Below are 19828 nucleotides of genomic sequence, written 5' to 3' on the forward strand. Positions count from 1 at the left end.
ATTAGACATTTAGATATTTATCTAAATGTTAAACCGATTACTGTTATTTGTCAATTGTATCCAGTGCCCTTTTTACTTTTCTCACTTTTAACCTATACTGTTTACTAGCTTATCTTTCAACATAATGAAAAGACTTGAAACACATGATACACTATAGCTACAATTGTTTTTCTGAGGAGGAATATACATATGTATAAAATTTTAATCGTTGAAGACGATCCAAATATTTCATCATTACTGCAATCTCACATTCAGAAGTACGGTTATGAAGCTGTTGTTGCAGAGAATTTCGATGATATTATGGAATCGTTTAACGCTGTGAAACCACATCTTGTTTTACTTGATGTAAACTTACCGAAATTCGATGGTTTCTATTGGTGCCGTCAAATTCGTCATGAATCTACTTGTCCAATTATTTTCATTTCAGCGCGTGCTGGTGAGATGGAACAAATTATGGCAATTGAAAGCGGTGCGGATGATTACATTACAAAACCATTCCACTACGACGTTGTAATGGCAAAAATTAAAGGACAATTACGCCGTATTTACGGTGATTATGCACCAAATATTTCTGAACGTATCGTTGAAGTAGAAGGTTTAAAACTATTCCCAGAACGTCCTGAAATTCACTTCGGATCTGAACAAGTTCTTTTAACGAAAAAAGAAGCTATTTTAGCTGAAATGTTATTATCTAAATTCCCTCGTACAGCAAGCCGTGAAGATTTATTAGCTGCGCTTTGGGATGACGAAAGCTTCGTTGAAGAAAATACATTAAACGTAAACATTACGCGTCTTCGTAAAAAGTTTAATGAGCTTGGTATTGAGAACTCTATTGAAACAGTACGTGGACTTGGATATCGCTTTAACGCAACTTGGAGTGAATAAGCATGAAGCTATTTTTACGTGATCATTTTGCATTTTTCCTACTGTACGTTTTAAACTTCGGTATCATTTTCGTTCTTTATGATGCAGTAGATGGATTTCAAAACAATAAATTTTATTTCGTCGTTTTAAGTTTATATTTATTTATTTGTTTCCTCGCTTACCGTTACGTTCGCAATCGTAGAATGTACCATAGATTAAGCGAGCAACCAGAAAAAATGGAAGATGCGTTTATTGAAAGAGCAACTGCTCCGATGCCTCACGGTGTCAATGAACTCGTGCGTACGCAGTACCGCCTCTTCCAAAAAGAACTACAATCGTATGAAGTAAAACAACAAGAACATCAATTATTCATTAACCACTGGGTACATCAAATGAAAACACCTGTTTCTGTTATGCAGCTTATGGTGCTAGAAATGGAAGACGAGCATTTAATTCCAAAGTTTAAAAAAGAATTAGAGCGTCTAAACCAAGGGCTTGATATGGCTTTATACATGGCTAGGTTAAATAACTTCCATGAAGATTTCCATGTCGAGACGATTTCATTAAAAGATACGGTAACAAAAAATATTAACGGATTAAAAGAACTATTCATTCGTAATGGTGTCTTTCCTGTTTTAGAAGTTCATTCTGATTTAAAGGTTGCTTCTGATGCAAAATGGCTAAAATTTATCATCTATCAGTTAATGACAAATGCTGTTCGTTACTCTGGTGAGCGCGGAAAGAAAGTTTTCTTATCTGCTTACCGAAACGGAAAAGATATTATTTTAGAAGTTCGCGATGAAGGTGTTGGTATTCCGCAAGAAGATATTCGAAGAGTATTTGAACCATTTTACACTGGGAAAAACGGTCGCGCATTCGGAGAATCTACTGGTATGGGACTTTATATTGTAAGTAAAATTTGTGATTATTTAGGTCACTCTGTCAAACTAGATTCTGAAGTTGGTAAAGGAACGACGATTAAAATCATCTTCCACAACGCTGCAAATAATCAAGCAGAACATACGGAGAAGGTGACCGAAGCATGATCGTAACATATGCAAGCAAAATGTATGAGAACTCACTCTCATACATTTTTTGCAATACAACTACTTCTATATCTTCTAGCCGGAGGTATAATCTATGACATTTTGGCAATTTGCATTTAAAAACGTCACGCGCAACTCAAGAGCTTATTTTGCTTACTTTGTAAGTAGCTCCTTTTCCATTGCTGTGTTCTTTTCGTTTGCTGTTTACTTATTCCATCCGAAATTACAAAACTTTGACATGACTTCTGAAATTTCAGGATTAATGATATTTTCAGAAGTAGTAATTGTATTTTTCTCTTTCTTCTTTTTACTATATTCCATTGGTACTTTTTTAAAAGTTAGAAAAAAACAATTTGGTGTTTTGACCATTTTAGGAATATCGAGAAAACAATTACATCGTCTTGTTTTTATGGAGAATATGTTAATCGGGATTTTATCTATCTTTTTCGGCATGCAGTTTGGAGTTGTTTTTTCTCAATTTTTCTTATTAGTAACATCCAAACTTACGCATGTTCCAGGAATATATTTATACGGTCCTACTAACGCGTTTATTTTAACAACCATTGTTTTCCTTAGTCTTTTTATCATTGTATCTGCATTCACACCAATGCTTATTCGTACCAAAAAAGCGGTACACCTTTTAAAAACAAATGGTGGAAAACAAAAAGAAAGAAAACCATCCATACTTGTTTCATTATTTGGTGCGATTTGTTTATTTGGTGGTTATGCGTTAGCTGGAAATCCTAAATATTTCGTATCAGTAAGCCCGCAAATCGGTGTTATATATATGGTTTCAAGTATTTTCGTTATCCCAATGCTTGTTACAATCGGAACATATTTCTTCTTTTCACAAATTAGTTTCTTACTGATTTATATTTTAAAGAAAAGAAGGAAGTTTTATATGAAACAGATTAATATGCTTTGGATTTCGGATTTAGCGAGCCGTATTCGAACGAATATTAATATGCTTTTTATTGTAGCAATGCTATCTACAATTGCTTTCACAATGATTACGTTTCTATATGGATTCGGGAAATTTATTAAGCTAGAAGTTAATAGAACTTCTCCTTTTCCAATTTCTTATTTCTCTTATGATGCGAACCCTTTTGTTACAGAGCATTTAAATTGGCTTGAGCAACAATTACAAAAAGAGCATTTCCCTTATCAAAAAATAGAAGCTGATATATATGAAACACCACTAAAAGAAGATAAAGATATAGCTATTTATAATGACGTATACGCAATTAAGCAAAGTGACTATAACAAACTTGCAGATTCTTTACGAATGAAACAACTATTTATGGATGATAACGAAGCATATGTGCTAACAGGGACATCTTATATCACCATATTCAACGAATTTGAGCAAAGCTACAAAAGAGATTACATTACACTCTCTAGTACAAATACGAAATTACGAGTAAAAGGCTATGAGCATGTAAACGCAATCCCATCTGACTTTTCATATCAAACGATAGTGTTGCCTGATGTTATCGTAAATAACTTACCTAACACCGTAAAACATATATCAGCATACAATTACAAAATTCAAAACTGGGAACAGACATATGAAATTGCTGATAATTTTATAGAAAAGGTACAAAAAGATCGAAATAAATACCAGTATGAAGGGCCTCTTATTCGCTCCTTTGAATCAGCGGGATCGTTATACAAAATAACATCAGGTAGTGCCGCGTACTTCCTAATCGGGACATTTTTAGGAGTTATTTTCTTCATTGGAGCTGGTAGCGTTCTTTACTTTAGAATGTATACGGATTTGACGAACGACCAAGAGAAATATATAACGATTTCTAAAATCGGTGTAACAGATACAGAGATGAAACGATCTGCAACCATTCAACTTAGTATTTTATTTTTCATTCCGTACATTATGGCATCCATTCATACAATGTTCGCAACAAAAATGCTACAAGATGTAATTGGTTTATCTCTGTTCAAAGAAGTTTCAGCCGTTCTTATTATTTTTGGATTCGTTGAAATCGTATTTTTCTTATTCATTCGTTCACTTTATATGCAAAAATTATCACATTACACGAGTGGACAAAATATTTAAAACAAACTTGATGAAAAGAGTATTTCTTATGCTCTTCTCATCTTCACCCTATCAGGAGGTTCAGGTGAATGACATTTTGGCAGTTTGCATTTAAAAACGTGACGCGGAACGCCAGAGCTTATTTCGCCTATTTTGTAAGCAGTGCGTTCTCCATCGCAATCTTTTTCTCATTTGCAGTTTATTTATTTCATCCTAAATTGCATATGACAGACGTGAATTTTTCTCTGAACATATTAATGACAATTTCAGAAGTTGTCATTGTGTTCTTTTCATTTTTCTTTTTACTGTATTCAATCGGGACGTTTTTAAAAGTACGAAAAAAACAGTTCGGGATTTTAACAGTACTTGGCATATCTCAAAAACAATTAAAGCGACTCATATTTATAGAAAATATGTTAATTGGTGCTCTTTCTATATTTTTTGGCATTCAACTTGGACTTGTCTTTTCACAGTTCTTTTTGTTAGTTACCGCCAAAATTACACACGTACCTGGTTTATATTTATATCCGCCTACAAGTGCTATCGTTTTAACTATCATCATCTTTCTCGGGCTCTTCATTCTCGTATCATCTTTTACACCGATGCTCATTCGCACGAGAAAAGCCGTACGTCTTTTAAAAGAAGGAAAACAACAAAAAGAAAGAAAAGCATCCGTGCTCATCTCTCTATTTGGTGCGATCTGTTTAATATGTGGATATGCGTTAGCCGCAAATCCGCTGTATTTTATGTCGCTAGGTGACATAATTGGACTTTTATATGCCGTCTCTAGTATATTTGTCATCCCATCGCTTATTGCAGCTGGAACATACTTTTTCTTTTCACAAATTAGTTTTTTACTTATTCGTATTTTAAAAACACGAAGAAAGTTTTATATGAAACGAATTAATATGCTTTGGATTTCCGATCTAGCATCACGTATTCGGACAAACATTAACATGCTCTTTATTGTAGCGATGCTATCGACGCTCGCTTTTACAATGATTACATTCTTATATGGATTCGGGAAATTTACAAAGTTTGATGCGATTAGACAAAACCCTTTCCCGTTTACTTATTTATCACATACTGAAAATACGTTAGCTGATGAACATTTAAACTGGTTAGAGCAGAAATTTAATGAAGAGCACTTTACTTATACAAAATTTAAAACGGATATATATGAAGTATCTTCGGCTGAAGATAACACGCAGCTCTATTATGCCATTAAACAAAGTGACTATAATGTACTTGCTAAGGCTTTAAATTGGGAAAAACTCACGGTAAATAAGAATGAATCTTATATTCTTATGAAAGACTTAGATGATCAGGTTATTGGAACGCTTCATAATAAAGACAACAAAAATACTCTTACACTTACTCAAAACAATTTACAACTACAAGTGAAAGAATATAAAAGTTATAGCCCATTCCCAAACAGCTTAATATACCAATTACTCATACTATCTAATGAAAATGTAGAAGCCTTATCCACAGTTTCCAAACAAATGAGTGTATATAACTTCAAAGTTACAGATTGGGAAAAAGCACATAATATCGGTTCATCGTTTATAACAAAAATCCATAACGATAATGCAGCAATTCAAGCAGAGCATCCACCTTTCCATGCAAGTGAAGCGAGCGATTCTCTATATAAGACAAAACTAAATGTCGCTTCGTTCTTCTTAATTGGTACTTTCCTAGGAGTTATTTTCTTTATCGGTGCTGGCAGTGTTCTTTACTTCCGGATGTATACAGATTTAACAAATGAGCAAGAAAAATATATAACGATTACGAAAATCGGCTTAACTGAGACTGAAATGAAACGTTCAGCGACAATTCAGCTTGGGATTCTTTTCTTCGTACCTTACATTATGGCATCAATCCATACGATGTTTGCGACAAAGATGCTACAAGAAATATTACATCTCTCGTTCTTCGCTGAAATTACAGTCGTACTGTTGATTTTTGGAACAGTTGAAATTTTATTTTTCCTTTTAATTCGTTCCTTTTATATGCAAAAATTATCACAACACATTAAGTTTTAAAAAGTAGAAAGGTGATTACTATGGAAGAAGTATTACACATAAAAAACGTCTCAAAAGTATATGAGGGAAAAGTCCCTCATACTGCTTTAAAAAATATAAATTTACACGTGGATAAAGGGGAATTCGTTGCCATTATGGGACCATCTGGTAGCGGAAAATCTACATTTTTAAACGTTATCTCTACAATCGATTCTCCGACTTCTGGTGATGTCGTGATTAACGGAAAAAAACCGCACACATTTCGTAGAGAGAAGTTAGCTATTTTCCGAAGACAAGAGTTAGGATTTGTTTTCCAAAACTTTAACTTACTAGATACACTAACAATCGGTGAAAATATCGTACTACCTTTAACATTAGATAATGTTCCATTAAAAGAAATGGATGAAAAGCTTGATAACATTTCACAAAAGCTTGGAATTGATCATATTTTGGACAAGCGTATTTTTGAAGTTTCTGGAGGACAAGCACAGCGTACCGCAGTAGCACGTGCTGTTATTCATCATCCTTCACTTCTACTAGCCGATGAACCGACAGGAAACTTAGATTCAAAAGCGGCAATTGACGTAATGGAGTTATTTACGAAATTAAATAAAGAAGAAGATGCAACGATTTTAATGGTTACGCACGATCCGTTTGCAGCAAGTTATTGTAACCGTGTTATTTTCATTAAAGATGGCGAGCTTTACAATGAACTGCACCGCGGATTATATCGCGAGAAATTTTATCAAGAAATATTAGATGTTCTAGCGTTATTAGGAGGAAGACGTGGATGACATTTTGGCAATTCGCATTTAAAAATGTCTCGCGTAATTCGAAAGCATATTTCGCCTACTTTGTAAGTAGTGCTTTTTCTATCATGGTTTTCTTTTCATTTACTGTATACGCGTATCATCCGCGCTTACAGAGTGTACAAAGCTTTCAAGAACGTGATCCTCTAATGAACTTAGCTAGTACAGCACAGCTTGTGATTGTTATGTTCTCGTTCTTCTTTCTCTTATATTCAATTGGAACATTTTTAAATGTTCGGAAGCAGCAATTCGGGATACTCACTATTCTTGGTATCTCACAGAGACAATTAAAAAGATTGTTATTTACTGAAAATATGATAATCGGGATATTGTCTATCTTTATCGGCATTCAAGGTGGACTTGTATTTTCTAACTTTTTCTTATTAGTCACTTCGAAATTAACAAGTGCGAAAGGTCTCTATTTATATTGGCCAACAGAAGCGATTATCGTTACAACCGTAACGTTTATCATTTTATTTTTAATCGTTTCTACGTTTACACCAATGTTTATTCGTACTCGAAAAACAGCCCACCTCATTAAGGGGAACAAGAAAATGCCAGCTGAAAAAAGACCATCTATACTCATCTCTTTATTCGCTTTAATTTGTTTAGGGCTATGCTATTATATCGCTGGTTATCCGCGAGGCTACGTAACGGAAAAAAATGTGCAAAATGGATCTGTCTTTTTTATTATGTTATCTATTTTACCGCTCGTAATAGTCGGGACATATTTATTCTTTTCACAAACATTCCTTCTTTTCATCTATATTTTAAAGAAGCGCAGAAAGTTTTATTTGAAACAAATAAATATGTTATGGATTTCAGATTTAGTTTCTCGTACACGCAGTAATATTAATGTACTCTTTATTGTTTCTATGCTATCTGCACTTGCATTTACGATTATTATCGGGTTATTTGCTGCTAATAACAATACGAAGGCATCAGTACTAGAGCGATATCCCGTTCCCTTCACGTATACATCAGAAGGTGACAATTCCCTTGAACAAAAGCATATTTCTACAATTGAAACGGAGCTTACAACTAATAATTTTCTTTACAAAAAATATAAGTTTACAGTATTAAAAGATACAGCTTCCAAAGAAGATATTATGCTTATGAAGATGAGTGATTATAACGCAATTGCTAAACAATTGAAAAGACCGGAAATAACAATCGATTCTACAGAAGTTTATATTATTTCTCGGCACTCACCAGAACTTCTCGATCTCGTATCTAATCCATTTGCAAAGCAAAATACGATTACACTCGGGTCTAATAAAAAAGAATTTCATATTAAAGGGTTTATTAATAAGGGAATCGAACCATCCTTTGCATTCCCACATTTAGCTGTCGTACAAGATTATGTATTTGATAATATGATTCCTCATATTGAAACAACTGTAATCTATAACTACTTCGTAGAAAACTGGGAAAATGCAATAGTTCCAACCAAAAATATGTTACGTGTTATTAGTGGCGATGCGCGTGAGTTCTACGAAAAGCATACAGAAGAGAACGCTCAAGTTCCTTTCTTCATACACACGGCTACGGATGAACTCATTTACGGTAAAGGAAATGCAGTTGCTCAATTCTTTATTTGGGCATTTCTCGGCTTTATTTTCTTTATCGGTGCGGCTAGTGTTTTATACTTCCGTATGTATAATGACTTAACAACTGAAAGACAAAAGTATATTACGATTACAAAGCTTGGCTTAACTGAATCAGAAATGTTTCGCTCTGCAACGATTCAATTAGGAATTTTATTTTTCGTTCCTTACATCGTTGCTGGTGTTCACACGTTATTTGCGGTTAAGTTTTTACAAAGCATGTTTTCTTTCTCATTACTAAAAGAGACATGTATCGTACTCACCTTTTTCGGGATTATCGAGATTATTTTCTTCTTCTTAATCCGTTCTCTGTACATTAATAAATTATCACAGCATATAAAAATATGAATAAAATGGCCTTGTGCATATTGCACAAGGCCATTTTCAATAGTTTTTAATAATTAGCAGCAATATCCGCCGTAGCCGCCTGCATAACCGCCGTAACCACCATAGCCACAACCGCCGCCTCCGCCGAAGCAGCTAGCACCGATGATAATTAATAAAATAAACAATACGATTAGAAGCGCAAAACCGCCTCCGCAACCATGTCTGCGGTTACAATCATCATGTCTGTGTTCACACTTTTCGCTCATTACTCTATTCCTCCTTTAGTATCATTCATAACAAGTTCACCTTGCTCTAAATGAGGGGATTCCATTTATAGTATGTTTTCAGGGCGAATAGGAAGCTTGGCTTTCTTAAAAACGGGCTTGTTTTCGGAAATGGGCTTCATCAAAAAAAGATACCAATTAAGGTATCTTCTAAATAAACATATTTAATAAAAGAGCAAAACCAAATGCAATAAATGATAACAATGTCTCGAGTACCGTCCACGTTTTAAATGTTTCCTTCACCGTTAATCCTAAATACTCTTTTACAAGCCAGAATCCTGCATCATTTACGTGAGAAAACATTAATGATCCCGCACCGGTTGCAATAACTAGCAACTCTAAATTCACACCAGACATGTGCTGAATAACTGGTGAAACAATCCCTGCTGCTGTCGTTAATGCTACTGTAGCTGAACCTGTTGCAATTCGAATTAAACCAGCTACCATGAAAGCTAATACAATTGGTGATAACGAAATATGTTCTGCCATTTGTGCAATAGCTGTTCCAACGCCGCTTTCAATTAATATTTGTTTAAATCCACCGCCTGCACCAATAATTAAAATAATGGAACCGACTGGTAATAAACTTTCATCCGTTAACTTTTTAATCATCTTTTTATTAATTCCTTGTCTTATTCCAAGTAAATAAAATGCTGCGAAACATGAAATAAGTAAGGCGATTACTGGACTTCCTATAAACACAAAAAATTCAGTCATTTTTTTCGGTAATGAAATATATGGTGCAACTACTGATAAAATCATCAATACAACTGGTAATAAAATAATAAAGAATGAAATTTTACGACTTGGCAAATCAGTTGATACTGTCGTAACTCGAACAAGCTCCGGTTCATTTTCAGGTATAACCCTTTTATGTACCCACTTTGCAAATATCGGTCCTGCGATAATGGCTGCTGGTAACGCGATAAGTAATGAATATAAAAGTACCTTTCCTAAGTTCGCGTTATAAATACCGATTGCTGTCATCGCCCCTGGATGTGGTGGCACAAGCCCGTGAACAATAGATAATCCTGCAATGACAGGTAACGCAATTAATAATATATTTTGCTTCGTCGTTTTTCGAATTGAAATAACGAGTGGTAATAAAATGACAATCCCCACTTCAAAAAATACGGGAATCCCTATAACAAACCCTGCAAATAACATAGCCCAAGGTAATTTTTTTACGCCGAAAAATCGAATAAAGAAATCTGCAACTTGCATGCCTGCCCCTGAATCGGACATCATTTTTCCTAAAATTGTTCCAAGTGCTAAAATACCAACTAAATGCCCTAGTACACTACCAACACCAGTTTCATAGGCAGTCACTATTTTCGTTACATTCAGTCCAGACATAATGGCTAAAAATAAACTCGCAACTGTTAAACTAATAAATGCATGCCATTTCCACCATGATACCCCTAAAATAACAATTGTGATCGCAAGTAACGTGACGATTAATAAGTATATATCCATCTCTCATTCCCCTTATTTTTATCCCGATTGGTGTGAGCTAATAATTAGTGGATGATGCTCTCCTCCACTAATTAAAGTTTTACTTTATAAAAAAAGAGGGAACATCCCCTCTTTTTTATACGTCATAATTCACTACATAATGCTGCATCTCTGTATTGTAGTAGCCTTCACTATATTCAATTACTTCGCCAACTTCATCATAAGAATAACGCATACGTTTTAATAGCGCTGCCCCCTCTTTTTCACCTAGCGCTTCTGCAACGAACCTAGGCGCAAGGCCAACAGCGAATTCATCTCTGAAGTTTTCTAAGTGAATGCCTCGGTCTTCAACTAAATCATAAAGCGATTGCAAGTCAAAGTCCGATAAATCTGTACTTGCCATTCCTGCTGAGAAATAGTGCGTATAATGAATGTACGGTGCATCATTTAACGTATATAAACGTTCAATACGAAAACTCTCCTTGCCGAATAATCGAAATGGCACTGTTCCTTCTTCAATCTGAACGATTTCTGCTTTTAGCAATTTCTTCTGTACTTTATATCCTTCTTCCACTAACACTTCAGTAAATTTCTTACCTTTTGACAACTTCGTCGCAGAAGTATTACGGATAACTTTCGTTCCTTTACCGCTTTTCTTTTCTAAATATCCTTCTTGAGCGAGTTCTTTAATTGCATTACGCACTGTAATTTTGCTCACTTTGAACTCTTCTTCTAACTGCGGTTCGGAAGGAATATTCGTATGAATGGCATATACACCATGCAATATTCGATCACGAATAATATTTTTTATTTGTAAATATAATGGTCCTTTTTTCCTCGTTACGTTCACCGTTACACCCACTACCTTTCTACATCACCTACTGATGCCGTCATCGCCCGAAGTATATCTTTCTCTGATGACATTGGCGTATCACCGACGATTGTATGTGCTAGCATTCCAGCTGCTGACGCAAATGAAACAGCTTTCTCTGGTGCAAACTCTTTTATCTCGCCATGAATAATTCCGCTCGTATAAGCATCTCCAGCACCTATTCTATCATATACAGAAAACGTAAGTGTTTTTGCAAAAGTGAACGCGCCATCTTTACATATAAATCCGCGAAGCGAATGTGTATTATCACTGTTAATAGAGCGATGAGTACCAGCGATTGTAGCGATATGATACGTTTCAGCTACCTTTGGAATAAGATCAACAAGTTGCGCCTCTCGCTCCGTTTCTTCGGTTTTTATTCCTAAAACAAACATTGCATCTTTTTCGTTCATCATAACGATATCAGCAAGTCCCAGCATTTCTTCATAATGCGGTTTTGCCTGTTCATATCCGTCTTCTCCCCAAAGTGATGGACGATAATTGCAATCAAAAACGACGGTTCCTCCGTTTTCTTTCACTGCTTTCGCTAAAGATTTCATATGATGGCGCACAGTATCATTCATCGCAAGTGTAATACCACAAAAATGAACGATATCAATTTCCTTTGCGATTTCTTCAAATTGATACATTTCTTCACATGCCATATTGAAGCTACTTTCTAGTCGATTCGAATACGTAACGCGGCTTGCCCTTGCGCCAAATCCATTTTCTAAAAAGTACATGCCGACATATTTACCGCTTCTTGAAATAAACGGTGCCTGAATGCCTAACTTTTGAATATGTGATACTGCAGCATCCCCAACAGAATTTTCCGGTAAAGTTGAAATAAGAAAGCCTTCATGACCGAGATGAGAAAGTGCTGCTGCAACGTTCACACCTGTACCAGAAAATGAGTAATTTAATGTGTTAGCTTGCGACAACAATTCATATCCTGGTACTTGCAGGCGCATCATTACTTCACCAAATGCTGCAATTTTCTTACGCATATTGATCAACTAACTTTTTCACGACTGCTAATAATTCACGAACATCTTCTACTTTCGTGTTACCAGTTTCTTTATCAATAATAGAAGAGTACACGTGCGGGATAACTTGCTCTACGTTTGCTTCAAGCGCAATACGTACAATTGTTTCGAAGTTTTCTTTATCAATTCCGCCTGTTGGCTCTAATGCAAATCCTTCTTCTGCACAAGCCTTCGCAACTGCGCGATATTCTTCCTCATGAGCTAAACCTTTCATTGGGAAGTATTTCAATGAATTTCCGCCCATATCACGTACAAGTGCAATTGCTGTTTTAATTGGAACGATTGCTTTTTCTTCTCCAGCTGCGCTAATTGGACCAGTAGAAATATTTACGTAACCTACTTTTCCTGTTGGCGATACTAAACTATTAATCCAGCTATCTTTTTCGCCGAGATTTGCACGTGTCGCTCCAACTGAAGGGAACACTTGGTTAATATGGCTGCCAGGATAATGCTTCGCAATCTCAGCTACAACTGCCGCTTGGCGATTATCTCCTGCTCCTAGTCCGATTGATACAGCGTCATCAATTTCTTTTCCGTATGCTTTCATCGCTGTAACGGCTTCTTCTACTGTTGGGTAGTCTTTTGATAATACCCCCACTACTACATACCCTTCTGCTGCTTCAAAAATATCTTTCGCATTTCGGATATTGTTCGCTAATACATTTAATGCTACGCGGCCTTTATAAAAACGTTTTTGAATGTTTGTCATTTTAGTTTCCCCCTACAATTTCTCTCAATTTTTCTTGAATCACATGTATGTCATCACCTTGAAGTGGACGTGGATCAATATCAAAGAATCCTTGTCTTACTCCGTAATCACGTGTATAGATTGCGATTTCCCCTTCGCGTAATGCTGTCACAACGTCTTTTGCCGATTTATTTAACTCTTTTTCGTTAATATGAATACGTGCTCTAAAGATTGCTCTTCCCGCTTCATCTTGAACGATCGTTACATTTACACCTTTTAATTCTTTTAGCGGCATAAGTATTTGTAGCAATTCTTTTTCTTGCTCGCTCTTATCTTCTTTTACTCCGTACTCATCAAGTGCTTGAAGTAAACCAAAAGTTGTTTCTTTCCCAACTTTCATGCTTCTTCCGATGCAATGTAACTGCACTTTCAGCCATTCAATATATTTTCGTTTCCCACCAACAATACCAGAAGTAGGTCCTTCAATTGCCTTTGAACCGCTATAAATAGCAAGGTCTGAATACTTCACATACTTTTGAATGTCTTCTTCAGCTGCTGCATCCACGATAAGCGGTACGTTATTTCGCTGCGCAACTTCCCATGCTTCTTCAACAGAAATCATATTTTTTTGCACTGCATGATGTGATTTCACATACAGAATCGCTGCTGTATTTTCACCAATTGCCTCTTCAATATGCTCTGCTTTCCCTTCATTTGCATAGCCAACTTCTACAAGTTTACCGCCGCCTAAATAAATCATCGTTTCAACAGGAGCACCGTATTGAACGTTATGACCTTTTAACATAATCACTTCGTTTTTCGCGATTACTTCTTGATGAAGTCTTTCACTTTTACGGCGATTTCCTTCTGTAACGATACCAGCGATAGAAAGCGCAATTCCGCTCGATGCTGAATTTACAACGACCGCTGCCTCTGAATCTAGAATTCTCGCAATATGGTCTCCTGCTTTATCTACTAAATCAGCAATTTCCACATAATTTTGTCCACCATGTTTCATCGCATCCATTACCGTATCTGTAGGAGCAGATACACCTAAAATACTCATTCTACCGCTCGCATTAATTACTCTTTTTAATCCATACTTAGCATTCAATGAATGACCCATTGATTACAACCCCTTTCGTATCAATTCTTCTTTCAGCAACGCGCTGATTCCCTTCTGAATCAATTAACGTAACCTTCTCATCTTTCACCGTAAATAAAGTTAAGTTTGCAATATCGCCTTCTTGAATGCGGCCAAGCTCTGGTTTTTTCAGCCACTCTGCTGCATTTTTCGTAACCGCGTCAATTACTTCTTCTAGCGGATAACCTAAGTAAAGGAATTTCGAAAGAACATGGGCCATACTATACACCGGACCATGCACACGATTCTTCCGGTAAATATCTGTACTAATCGTATTAAAGATGATATCGTGACGCTTCGCAGCCTCTGCTACTTTAAAAGAAAAACTGGCATTACCATGCCCAACATCTAAATGCACACCGCGCTTCACTGCATCTAGTAACACAGGTAACGGTTTGCCTTCTTCATCAAATAAATTATTTTCTTTCCCGTTTAAGTAATGTGTAATGACATCATCTTTTTCTAAAAGAGGTACAACTTCCTCAATGCGAGGAGGCGCTGAACCGATATGTACCATAATTGGTAATGATGTTTCACGAGATAAAGAGCGTGCAACATGAAGCGGTTCAATTCCGCTATCACAAACGACACTTTTACTCATTCTCGCCTTTAACCCAACGATTACATCTTTATACTTTTCTACTGCTTCTATCACTTTCTCTTTATCGATCCATTCCATATTGGATAATTCATCAATTCGTTTCAAACCGATACGAGAAATATTTAAAAAGGCAAATAAATTCGTTTTTGCCTGCTCTCTACTTTTTACTAAATCTGCAATGCGATCAGCTCCGCAGCTACCCGCATCAACAATTGTCGTTACCCCTTGCTTAACGCCAATTTCATCCACCTCATCGCCATACGGATCAAACTCTGGAAAAGCGTGAACGTGCAAATCAATCCAGCCACTCGATACGTAAGTACCAGAGTAATCAAGAACCTTTCCACCCTCGCCAGCACCAGCTTTCGTCACCTGTGCGATTTTGTTATTTTCAATTACAATGTCAATCTCTTCCCCGTTCACACGTTTCACATTACGTAGTACGAATCGTTCTGTCATTGTACTTCCACCCTTTTCTATAAGAAGCCATAAGAATACGCTTACATTAAAATTTCATTTTATGTCTCTTTCACACGTTTAGCGTAACACAAAAAAAGGGAGAAGTAAATATAACGTTATAATGTTTGAAAATGAATAAAAAGATGCTCCTCCAAAATGGTAATAGTATAGGAAATTATATCAACGATTTTTTGAATATATCTATCATAACTTACAATATATCAACGATTTTTCAATTATATCTATCATAACTTATAATATATCAACGATTCGACAAGGAATATCGATTTATCGACAAGAAACGTCAATTCCTTTCTTATATAAAAAAAGCTGTCCCAAATGGCACAGCCTTTTTCTTTATTCCTGAACCGTCACAATAACCCCATCCATATTATTCCCCGAAATTTCATACTGCTTGTTTGTCGGAATGTTCACTTTCATATTCTCAGAAACTTTATAATAAGAAACAGTATATTTCTTACCTTCTACTTCAGTTGAAATCCCTTTTTCCTCTTTTAAAAACTCTAAATATTCCTCTAGTGTGAAATTCTTTTTTTGCATAATTGCGCTATGAGGTAGGCCAACATAACGGATATGCCATGGCTCATATTGAATTCCAGTAATGTTACTTTTATTTTTCGGATAACGTAATACAAAGCCATGCTTCCATACGTTCTCTTCGATCCATTTTCCTTCAGGCGCTTTCTCCATCTTCTTTTGCGTTGATCCAACGTCTAGTGATAATCCTAAATTATGTTCACTATATCCTGCTGGAAGCGCGTAATCAGATCCCATTTCTTTATATAATTTACTTTGTTCTTTAAAATCTCGATACCCACTACTCATTAAGAAATGCTGTACGCCATCTTTTCCAGCCGCATCGACAACGTTCAAAAACTTTTTTACAACATACTTTGATAAACGAAGATTTCTATCAAATATTACGTAGCCTCTTACTAATTCACTATTATGATTTACATTTATAATATCAGACCTAATACTATCTTTTTTTACTGGATAATCCCTATTAACTAATAATAAATCACCCTTATAAATTTGTTCCTTCGTAATCTCTTTCCTCTCGGTATTTGCCGCCTTTACTAGCTCATCTTTTCCGACAATTTTAACATCGATTTCCTTTTGAAATAACGGTGATATATAAAAGCCTACACATACTGTGCATGCTATAAAAAAAGAAATAAATACCCACTTTTTCATTTCTAGTTCCTCCTTAACGTAACTTACGTATAGAATAGAAAAAACTATTAAAATAAAAAGTGGGATAAAGTTTAAATTTTTATTAAATTGTTAAGTTCTCGTCTTTTGGCAATCGCACTTCAAACATTGTTCTAACTACATTACTTTCAGCAGAAATTGTACCGTTATGCTGCTCAACAATATTTTTCGCAATAAACAGTCCAAGGCCTGTCCCGCCACGGTTCTCAGTTCTCGATTTATCACCTGTATAAAACATATCAAAAAGATACGGTAAATCTTCTTCTGGAATGCTGTCTCCATAATTCATAACTTGTACGACAACTTCTCCATTATCGATATACCCATTCAGATCAACAAATTGCCCATCATATCCGTATCGAACGGCATTTGTTAACAAGTTTTCAAATACTCTAGCTAACAATTTTCCATCACCGTTAATTGGCAAATGAGGATCAATATTCAACCTAGCTTGTAAATGATGTTTCTCTAATAAAGGATACAATTCCTCATCTAACTGTATAAGTAGTTCACTTATATCAATCGGCTTTTTATCCAGCTTTAGCATGCCATAATTCATACGTGTAATTTCAAATAACTCATCAATTAAACTTTCGAGCCTTTGCGATTTCGTATATGCAATCGTGGAAAAATGTTTAATTTGTTCTTTTGTTAAATTCTCATCTTTAAGAATTAAATCTAAATACCCTAACACGGATGTTAATGGTGTCCTTAAATCATGAGCTAAGTTTACAACGAGCTGATCTTTACTACTTTCAGCAAAGTCTCCTCTTTCCACCGCTTCTTTTAACTTTTCACTCGCAACATTTATTTCACGTGCGATATCTCCAAACTCATCGTTTGATGAAACTTGAACTTTATTCGTAAAGTTACCGTTCGCAAGATGATGAATCCCGTTAGAAATCTCACTAAAATACTTTAAATACGGTTTTGTCAAAAAGAAGAAAAAGATAATAGATAACGGAATAAAGAAAATTAAAAAGAAGTTAATGTCTCCAACTTCCCTTACCACTGACCTAAATTGCGCTAAAGGCTCTTCGTAGCGAACCATCGTTTTATAATACAGCTGCAATCCTTTATAAATTATATAAGTTACAGTTGCTGCAAGCACCATACTTAACGCAAATAAGGCAATCATTTTAAATCGAAAACTTTTCATCATATTAGCCATTGAAAGTATAACCTACTCCCCACACTGTTTTTATTAATTTATCCTTTCTTTTATCTTCCCCAAGCTTTTTCCGCAACGTACGAATATGTACCATAACTGTATTTCCGCCTTCATAATAATCATCTGCCCATACTTGCTGAAAAATATTTTCCACATTATACACTTTCTTCGGATGGCTCGCTAATAAATATAAAATATCAAACTCTTTCGGTGTTAACTCAATTTGCTCTCCATAGACGTTCACTGTTCTTCGCTCAGGATCAATAATAACTCCGCCTATCTCTAAAGCAGATTTATTCTCCGCTACTTTCGGCTGATTTAATGTAAGAAACCTACGTAATTGTGCATTTACACGCGCAACTAATTCAATCGGTGTAAAAGGTTTCGTCATATAATCATCTGCACCTAATACTAAACCTGTCACCTTATCAAAATCAGATGTTTTCGCACTTAAGAAAATGATTGGCATATGATGCTTCGCGCGAATTTGGCGCGTCACCTCATACCCATCCATTTTCGGCATCATAATATCTAAAACCACTAAGTCGATTGGCTGCGTTTCAATAATATGAACAGCCTCTTCCCCGTCTGCTGCCTTCACGACGTGGTACCCTTCTTTTTCTAAATGTATCTCAATTAAATCAGCAATTTCTGCCTCATCATCCACTATTAAAATTGAAATGCGCTTCATTTTACTCCCCCTTTTATACGCTCGATTGTAAACTAGTCTATCCAATTTGTACAATACGAAAAGGTTACCCATTAGAGTAACCTTTGTAAATAAAATTATATCAGCGATTTTCCAAATATATCGACCATAACTTGAATTATATCGGCGATTTCTCAATTATATCGACCGTAACTTGCATTATATCAGCGATTATTGAAATATATCGACTTACCGACAATTAACAACGAAATTCGCCCGCTACTTTAAAGACTCAAGTTACCGCTCCAAAACAATTCGCTGTTTCGTGATCTCCGCCAACCTTCCGCGGTCTACTTCATACTCAGCTTCAACACTTTGCGGCACCATAACTTTCCCGCTCTCAAGCATCACTTCCGGCGAAATAATATCCTGCTCCCAATGTCTGCTAGAAGCAGATATATCGCCTGGAATCGTAAAGTTCGGCAATGAGGCAAGCGCAACATTTTGTGCTCTTGAAATCCCCATCTCCACCATACCGCCGCACCAAACGGGTATGTTGTGCTCCATGCAATAATTATGGATTTGAACCGATTCTGTTAATCCGCCCACTCGCCCTGGTTTAATGTTCACAATTTGGCAGCTACCAAGGGTAATCGCAACGCGTGCATCTTCTAAACTATGAATACTTTCATCTAAACAAATCGGCGTTTCAATTTTCTTTTGCAACTCCGCGTGATCAAGAAAATCATAATCGGCTAACGGTTGTTCAATCATCATTAATTGGAATTCATCTAGTCGTTTCAGCCTCTCCGTATCCCCTAATGTATATGCTGAATTTGCATCTGCCATTAGCGGGATATGCGGAAACTCTTTTCGAATCTCTTTCAATAATTCGTAATCATGCTCTGGCTTTATTTTCACTTTAAAACGCTCGTATCCTTCTTCTGCGTACTTCTCGATTTGTTTTAACATAACCGGAATCGTATTGATCCCAATTACAACGCCGACTTCAATTTCAGACTTCGTTCCGCCAAGCACTGTCGCTAACGATTTCTTTTGACACTTCGCATATAAATCCCAAACAGCCCCTTCAATTCCGGCCTTTGCCATTCGGTTTCTTTTTATATGTTGAAATAGACCCGGTACCTCATTCGGATGAGAAATTTCAGCCTTTAATAAATCAGGTATTAAAAAGTCTTGCAGTACATGCAGCGCCGTCTTCACCGTTTCTTCCGTATACCACGGTTCAGAGAACGCAACGACTTCGCCAAATCCAATGTACCCGTCTTCATCTTCTAATTCAATAACGATACTCTCACGCTTTTCGTAAGTCCCATAGCTTGCAGCAAACGGGATTACGAGTGGCATTTCTGTTATATGAAGTGTCGCTTTTTTTATTTCCACCTACATCTGCTACTAAAAATATAGACAAATGTATATTCTTAGAGTATTCCTGCTTCTACGTGCCCTGCCTCGCTAATCACTTGCTACTAC

17 protein-coding genes are annotated in these 19828 nt (G+C 36.0%); 6 read left to right on the top strand and 11 right to left on the bottom strand.

What is annotated here, in order from left to right:
- The first annotated feature begins 189 nt into the window (after nt 1–189).
- The 6 genes from NST27_RS23690 to NST27_RS23715 all read left to right on the top strand — a co-directional run bounded on the left by NST27_RS23690 (nt 190) and on the right by NST27_RS23715 (nt 8751).
- A complete protein-coding gene (locus tag NST27_RS23690; RefSeq protein WP_000276738.1) occupies nt 190–885 on the top strand; it encodes a response regulator transcription factor in 696 nt (231 codons plus the stop codon).
- Between the two features lie 2 nt (nt 886–887).
- A complete protein-coding gene (locus tag NST27_RS23695; RefSeq protein WP_000765341.1) occupies nt 888–1910 on the top strand; it encodes a sensor histidine kinase in 1023 nt (340 codons plus the stop codon).
- Between the two features lie 94 nt (nt 1911–2004).
- Complete coding sequence (locus NST27_RS23700) at nt 2005–3984, top strand: FtsX-like permease family protein (RefSeq protein ID WP_047387033.1); 1980 nt, start codon at nt 2005–2007, stop codon at nt 3982–3984.
- A gap of 68 nt (nt 3985–4052) precedes the next feature.
- Complete coding sequence (locus NST27_RS23705; protein WP_000144969.1) at nt 4053–6008, top strand: ABC transporter permease; 1956 nt, start codon at nt 4053–4055, stop codon at nt 6006–6008.
- 20 nt (nt 6009–6028) lie between these two features.
- Nucleotides 6029–6781: an ABC transporter ATP-binding protein gene (locus tag NST27_RS23710; RefSeq protein WP_000393252.1), complete on the top strand. Its 753-nt coding sequence runs from the start codon at nt 6029–6031 to the stop codon at nt 6779–6781.
- Nucleotides 6778–8751 carry an FtsX-like permease family protein gene (locus tag NST27_RS23715; protein WP_000144954.1) on the top strand — a complete coding sequence of 658 codons (1974 nt, stop codon included), beginning with the start codon at nt 6778–6780 and terminating at the stop codon, nt 8749–8751. The genes NST27_RS23710 and NST27_RS23715 overlap by 4 nt, the downstream gene beginning before the upstream one ends.
- Before the next feature lie 53 nt (nt 8752–8804).
- On the opposite strand, the gene NST27_RS23720 is transcribed toward NST27_RS23715, so the two are convergent.
- The 11 genes from NST27_RS23720 to menC form a co-directional block, all read right to left on the bottom strand.
- Nucleotides 8805–8996: a YjcZ family sporulation protein gene (locus tag NST27_RS23720; RefSeq protein ID WP_001290392.1), complete on the bottom strand. Its 192-nt coding sequence runs from the start codon at nt 8994–8996 to the stop codon at nt 8805–8807.
- 168 nt (nt 8997–9164) lie between these two features.
- The gene (gene gntP / locus NST27_RS23725) at nt 9165–10490 is read right to left on the bottom strand and encodes a gluconate permease GntP (RefSeq protein WP_000356202.1); all 1326 of its coding nucleotides are present in this window, start codon (nt 10488–10490) and stop codon (nt 9165–9167) included.
- Between the two features lie 115 nt (nt 10491–10605).
- Nucleotides 10606–11331, bottom strand: a complete 726-nt coding sequence (locus tag NST27_RS23730) for a GntR family transcriptional regulator (RefSeq protein WP_000539268.1) — start codon at nt 11329–11331, stop codon at nt 10606–10608.
- The gene (locus NST27_RS23735; protein ID WP_001227494.1) at nt 11331–12347 is read right to left on the bottom strand and encodes a sugar kinase; all 1017 of its coding nucleotides are present in this window, start codon (nt 12345–12347) and stop codon (nt 11331–11333) included. The genes NST27_RS23730 and NST27_RS23735 overlap by 1 nt, the downstream gene beginning before the upstream one ends.
- Complete coding sequence (gene dagF, locus NST27_RS23740; RefSeq protein WP_000181935.1) at nt 12340–13095, bottom strand: 2-dehydro-3-deoxy-phosphogluconate aldolase; 756 nt, start codon at nt 13093–13095, stop codon at nt 12340–12342. The genes NST27_RS23735 and dagF overlap by 8 nt, the downstream gene beginning before the upstream one ends.
- 1 nt (nt 13096) lies before the next feature.
- On the bottom strand, nt 13097–14200 hold the full coding sequence (locus NST27_RS23745) for a DgaE family pyridoxal phosphate-dependent ammonia lyase (protein ID WP_047387038.1): 1104 nt from the start codon (nt 14198–14200) through the stop codon (nt 13097–13099).
- A complete protein-coding gene (locus NST27_RS23750; protein ID WP_000139950.1) occupies nt 14178–15278 on the bottom strand; it encodes an amidohydrolase/deacetylase family metallohydrolase in 1101 nt (366 codons plus the stop codon). The genes NST27_RS23745 and NST27_RS23750 overlap by 23 nt, the downstream gene beginning before the upstream one ends.
- Nucleotides 15279–15635: 357 nt before the next feature.
- Complete coding sequence (locus NST27_RS23755; RefSeq protein WP_000759396.1) at nt 15636–16496, bottom strand: D-Ala-D-Ala carboxypeptidase VanY; 861 nt, start codon at nt 16494–16496, stop codon at nt 15636–15638.
- 82 nt (nt 16497–16578) lie between these two features.
- Nucleotides 16579–17685 (bottom strand): HAMP domain-containing sensor histidine kinase, encoded by a 1107-nt coding sequence (locus NST27_RS23760; RefSeq protein WP_000002610.1) that lies wholly within the window; start codon nt 17683–17685, stop codon nt 16579–16581.
- Nucleotides 17678–18376 (bottom strand): response regulator transcription factor, encoded by a 699-nt coding sequence (locus tag NST27_RS23765; RefSeq protein ID WP_000822516.1) that lies wholly within the window; start codon nt 18374–18376, stop codon nt 17678–17680. Before NST27_RS23765 ends, NST27_RS23760 begins: the two co-directional genes overlap by 8 nt.
- Before the next feature lie 255 nt (nt 18377–18631).
- Nucleotides 18632–19738, bottom strand: a complete 1107-nt coding sequence (menC, locus tag NST27_RS23770; protein WP_001986779.1) for an o-succinylbenzoate synthase — start codon at nt 19736–19738, stop codon at nt 18632–18634.
- Nucleotides 19739–19828: the final 90 nt, after the last annotated feature.

It is taken from the genome of Bacillus sp. FSL W8-0770, from assembly GCF_038008705.1.
Taxonomy (GTDB): Bacteria; Bacillota; Bacilli; order Bacillales; family Bacillaceae_G; genus Bacillus_A; species Bacillus_A cereus.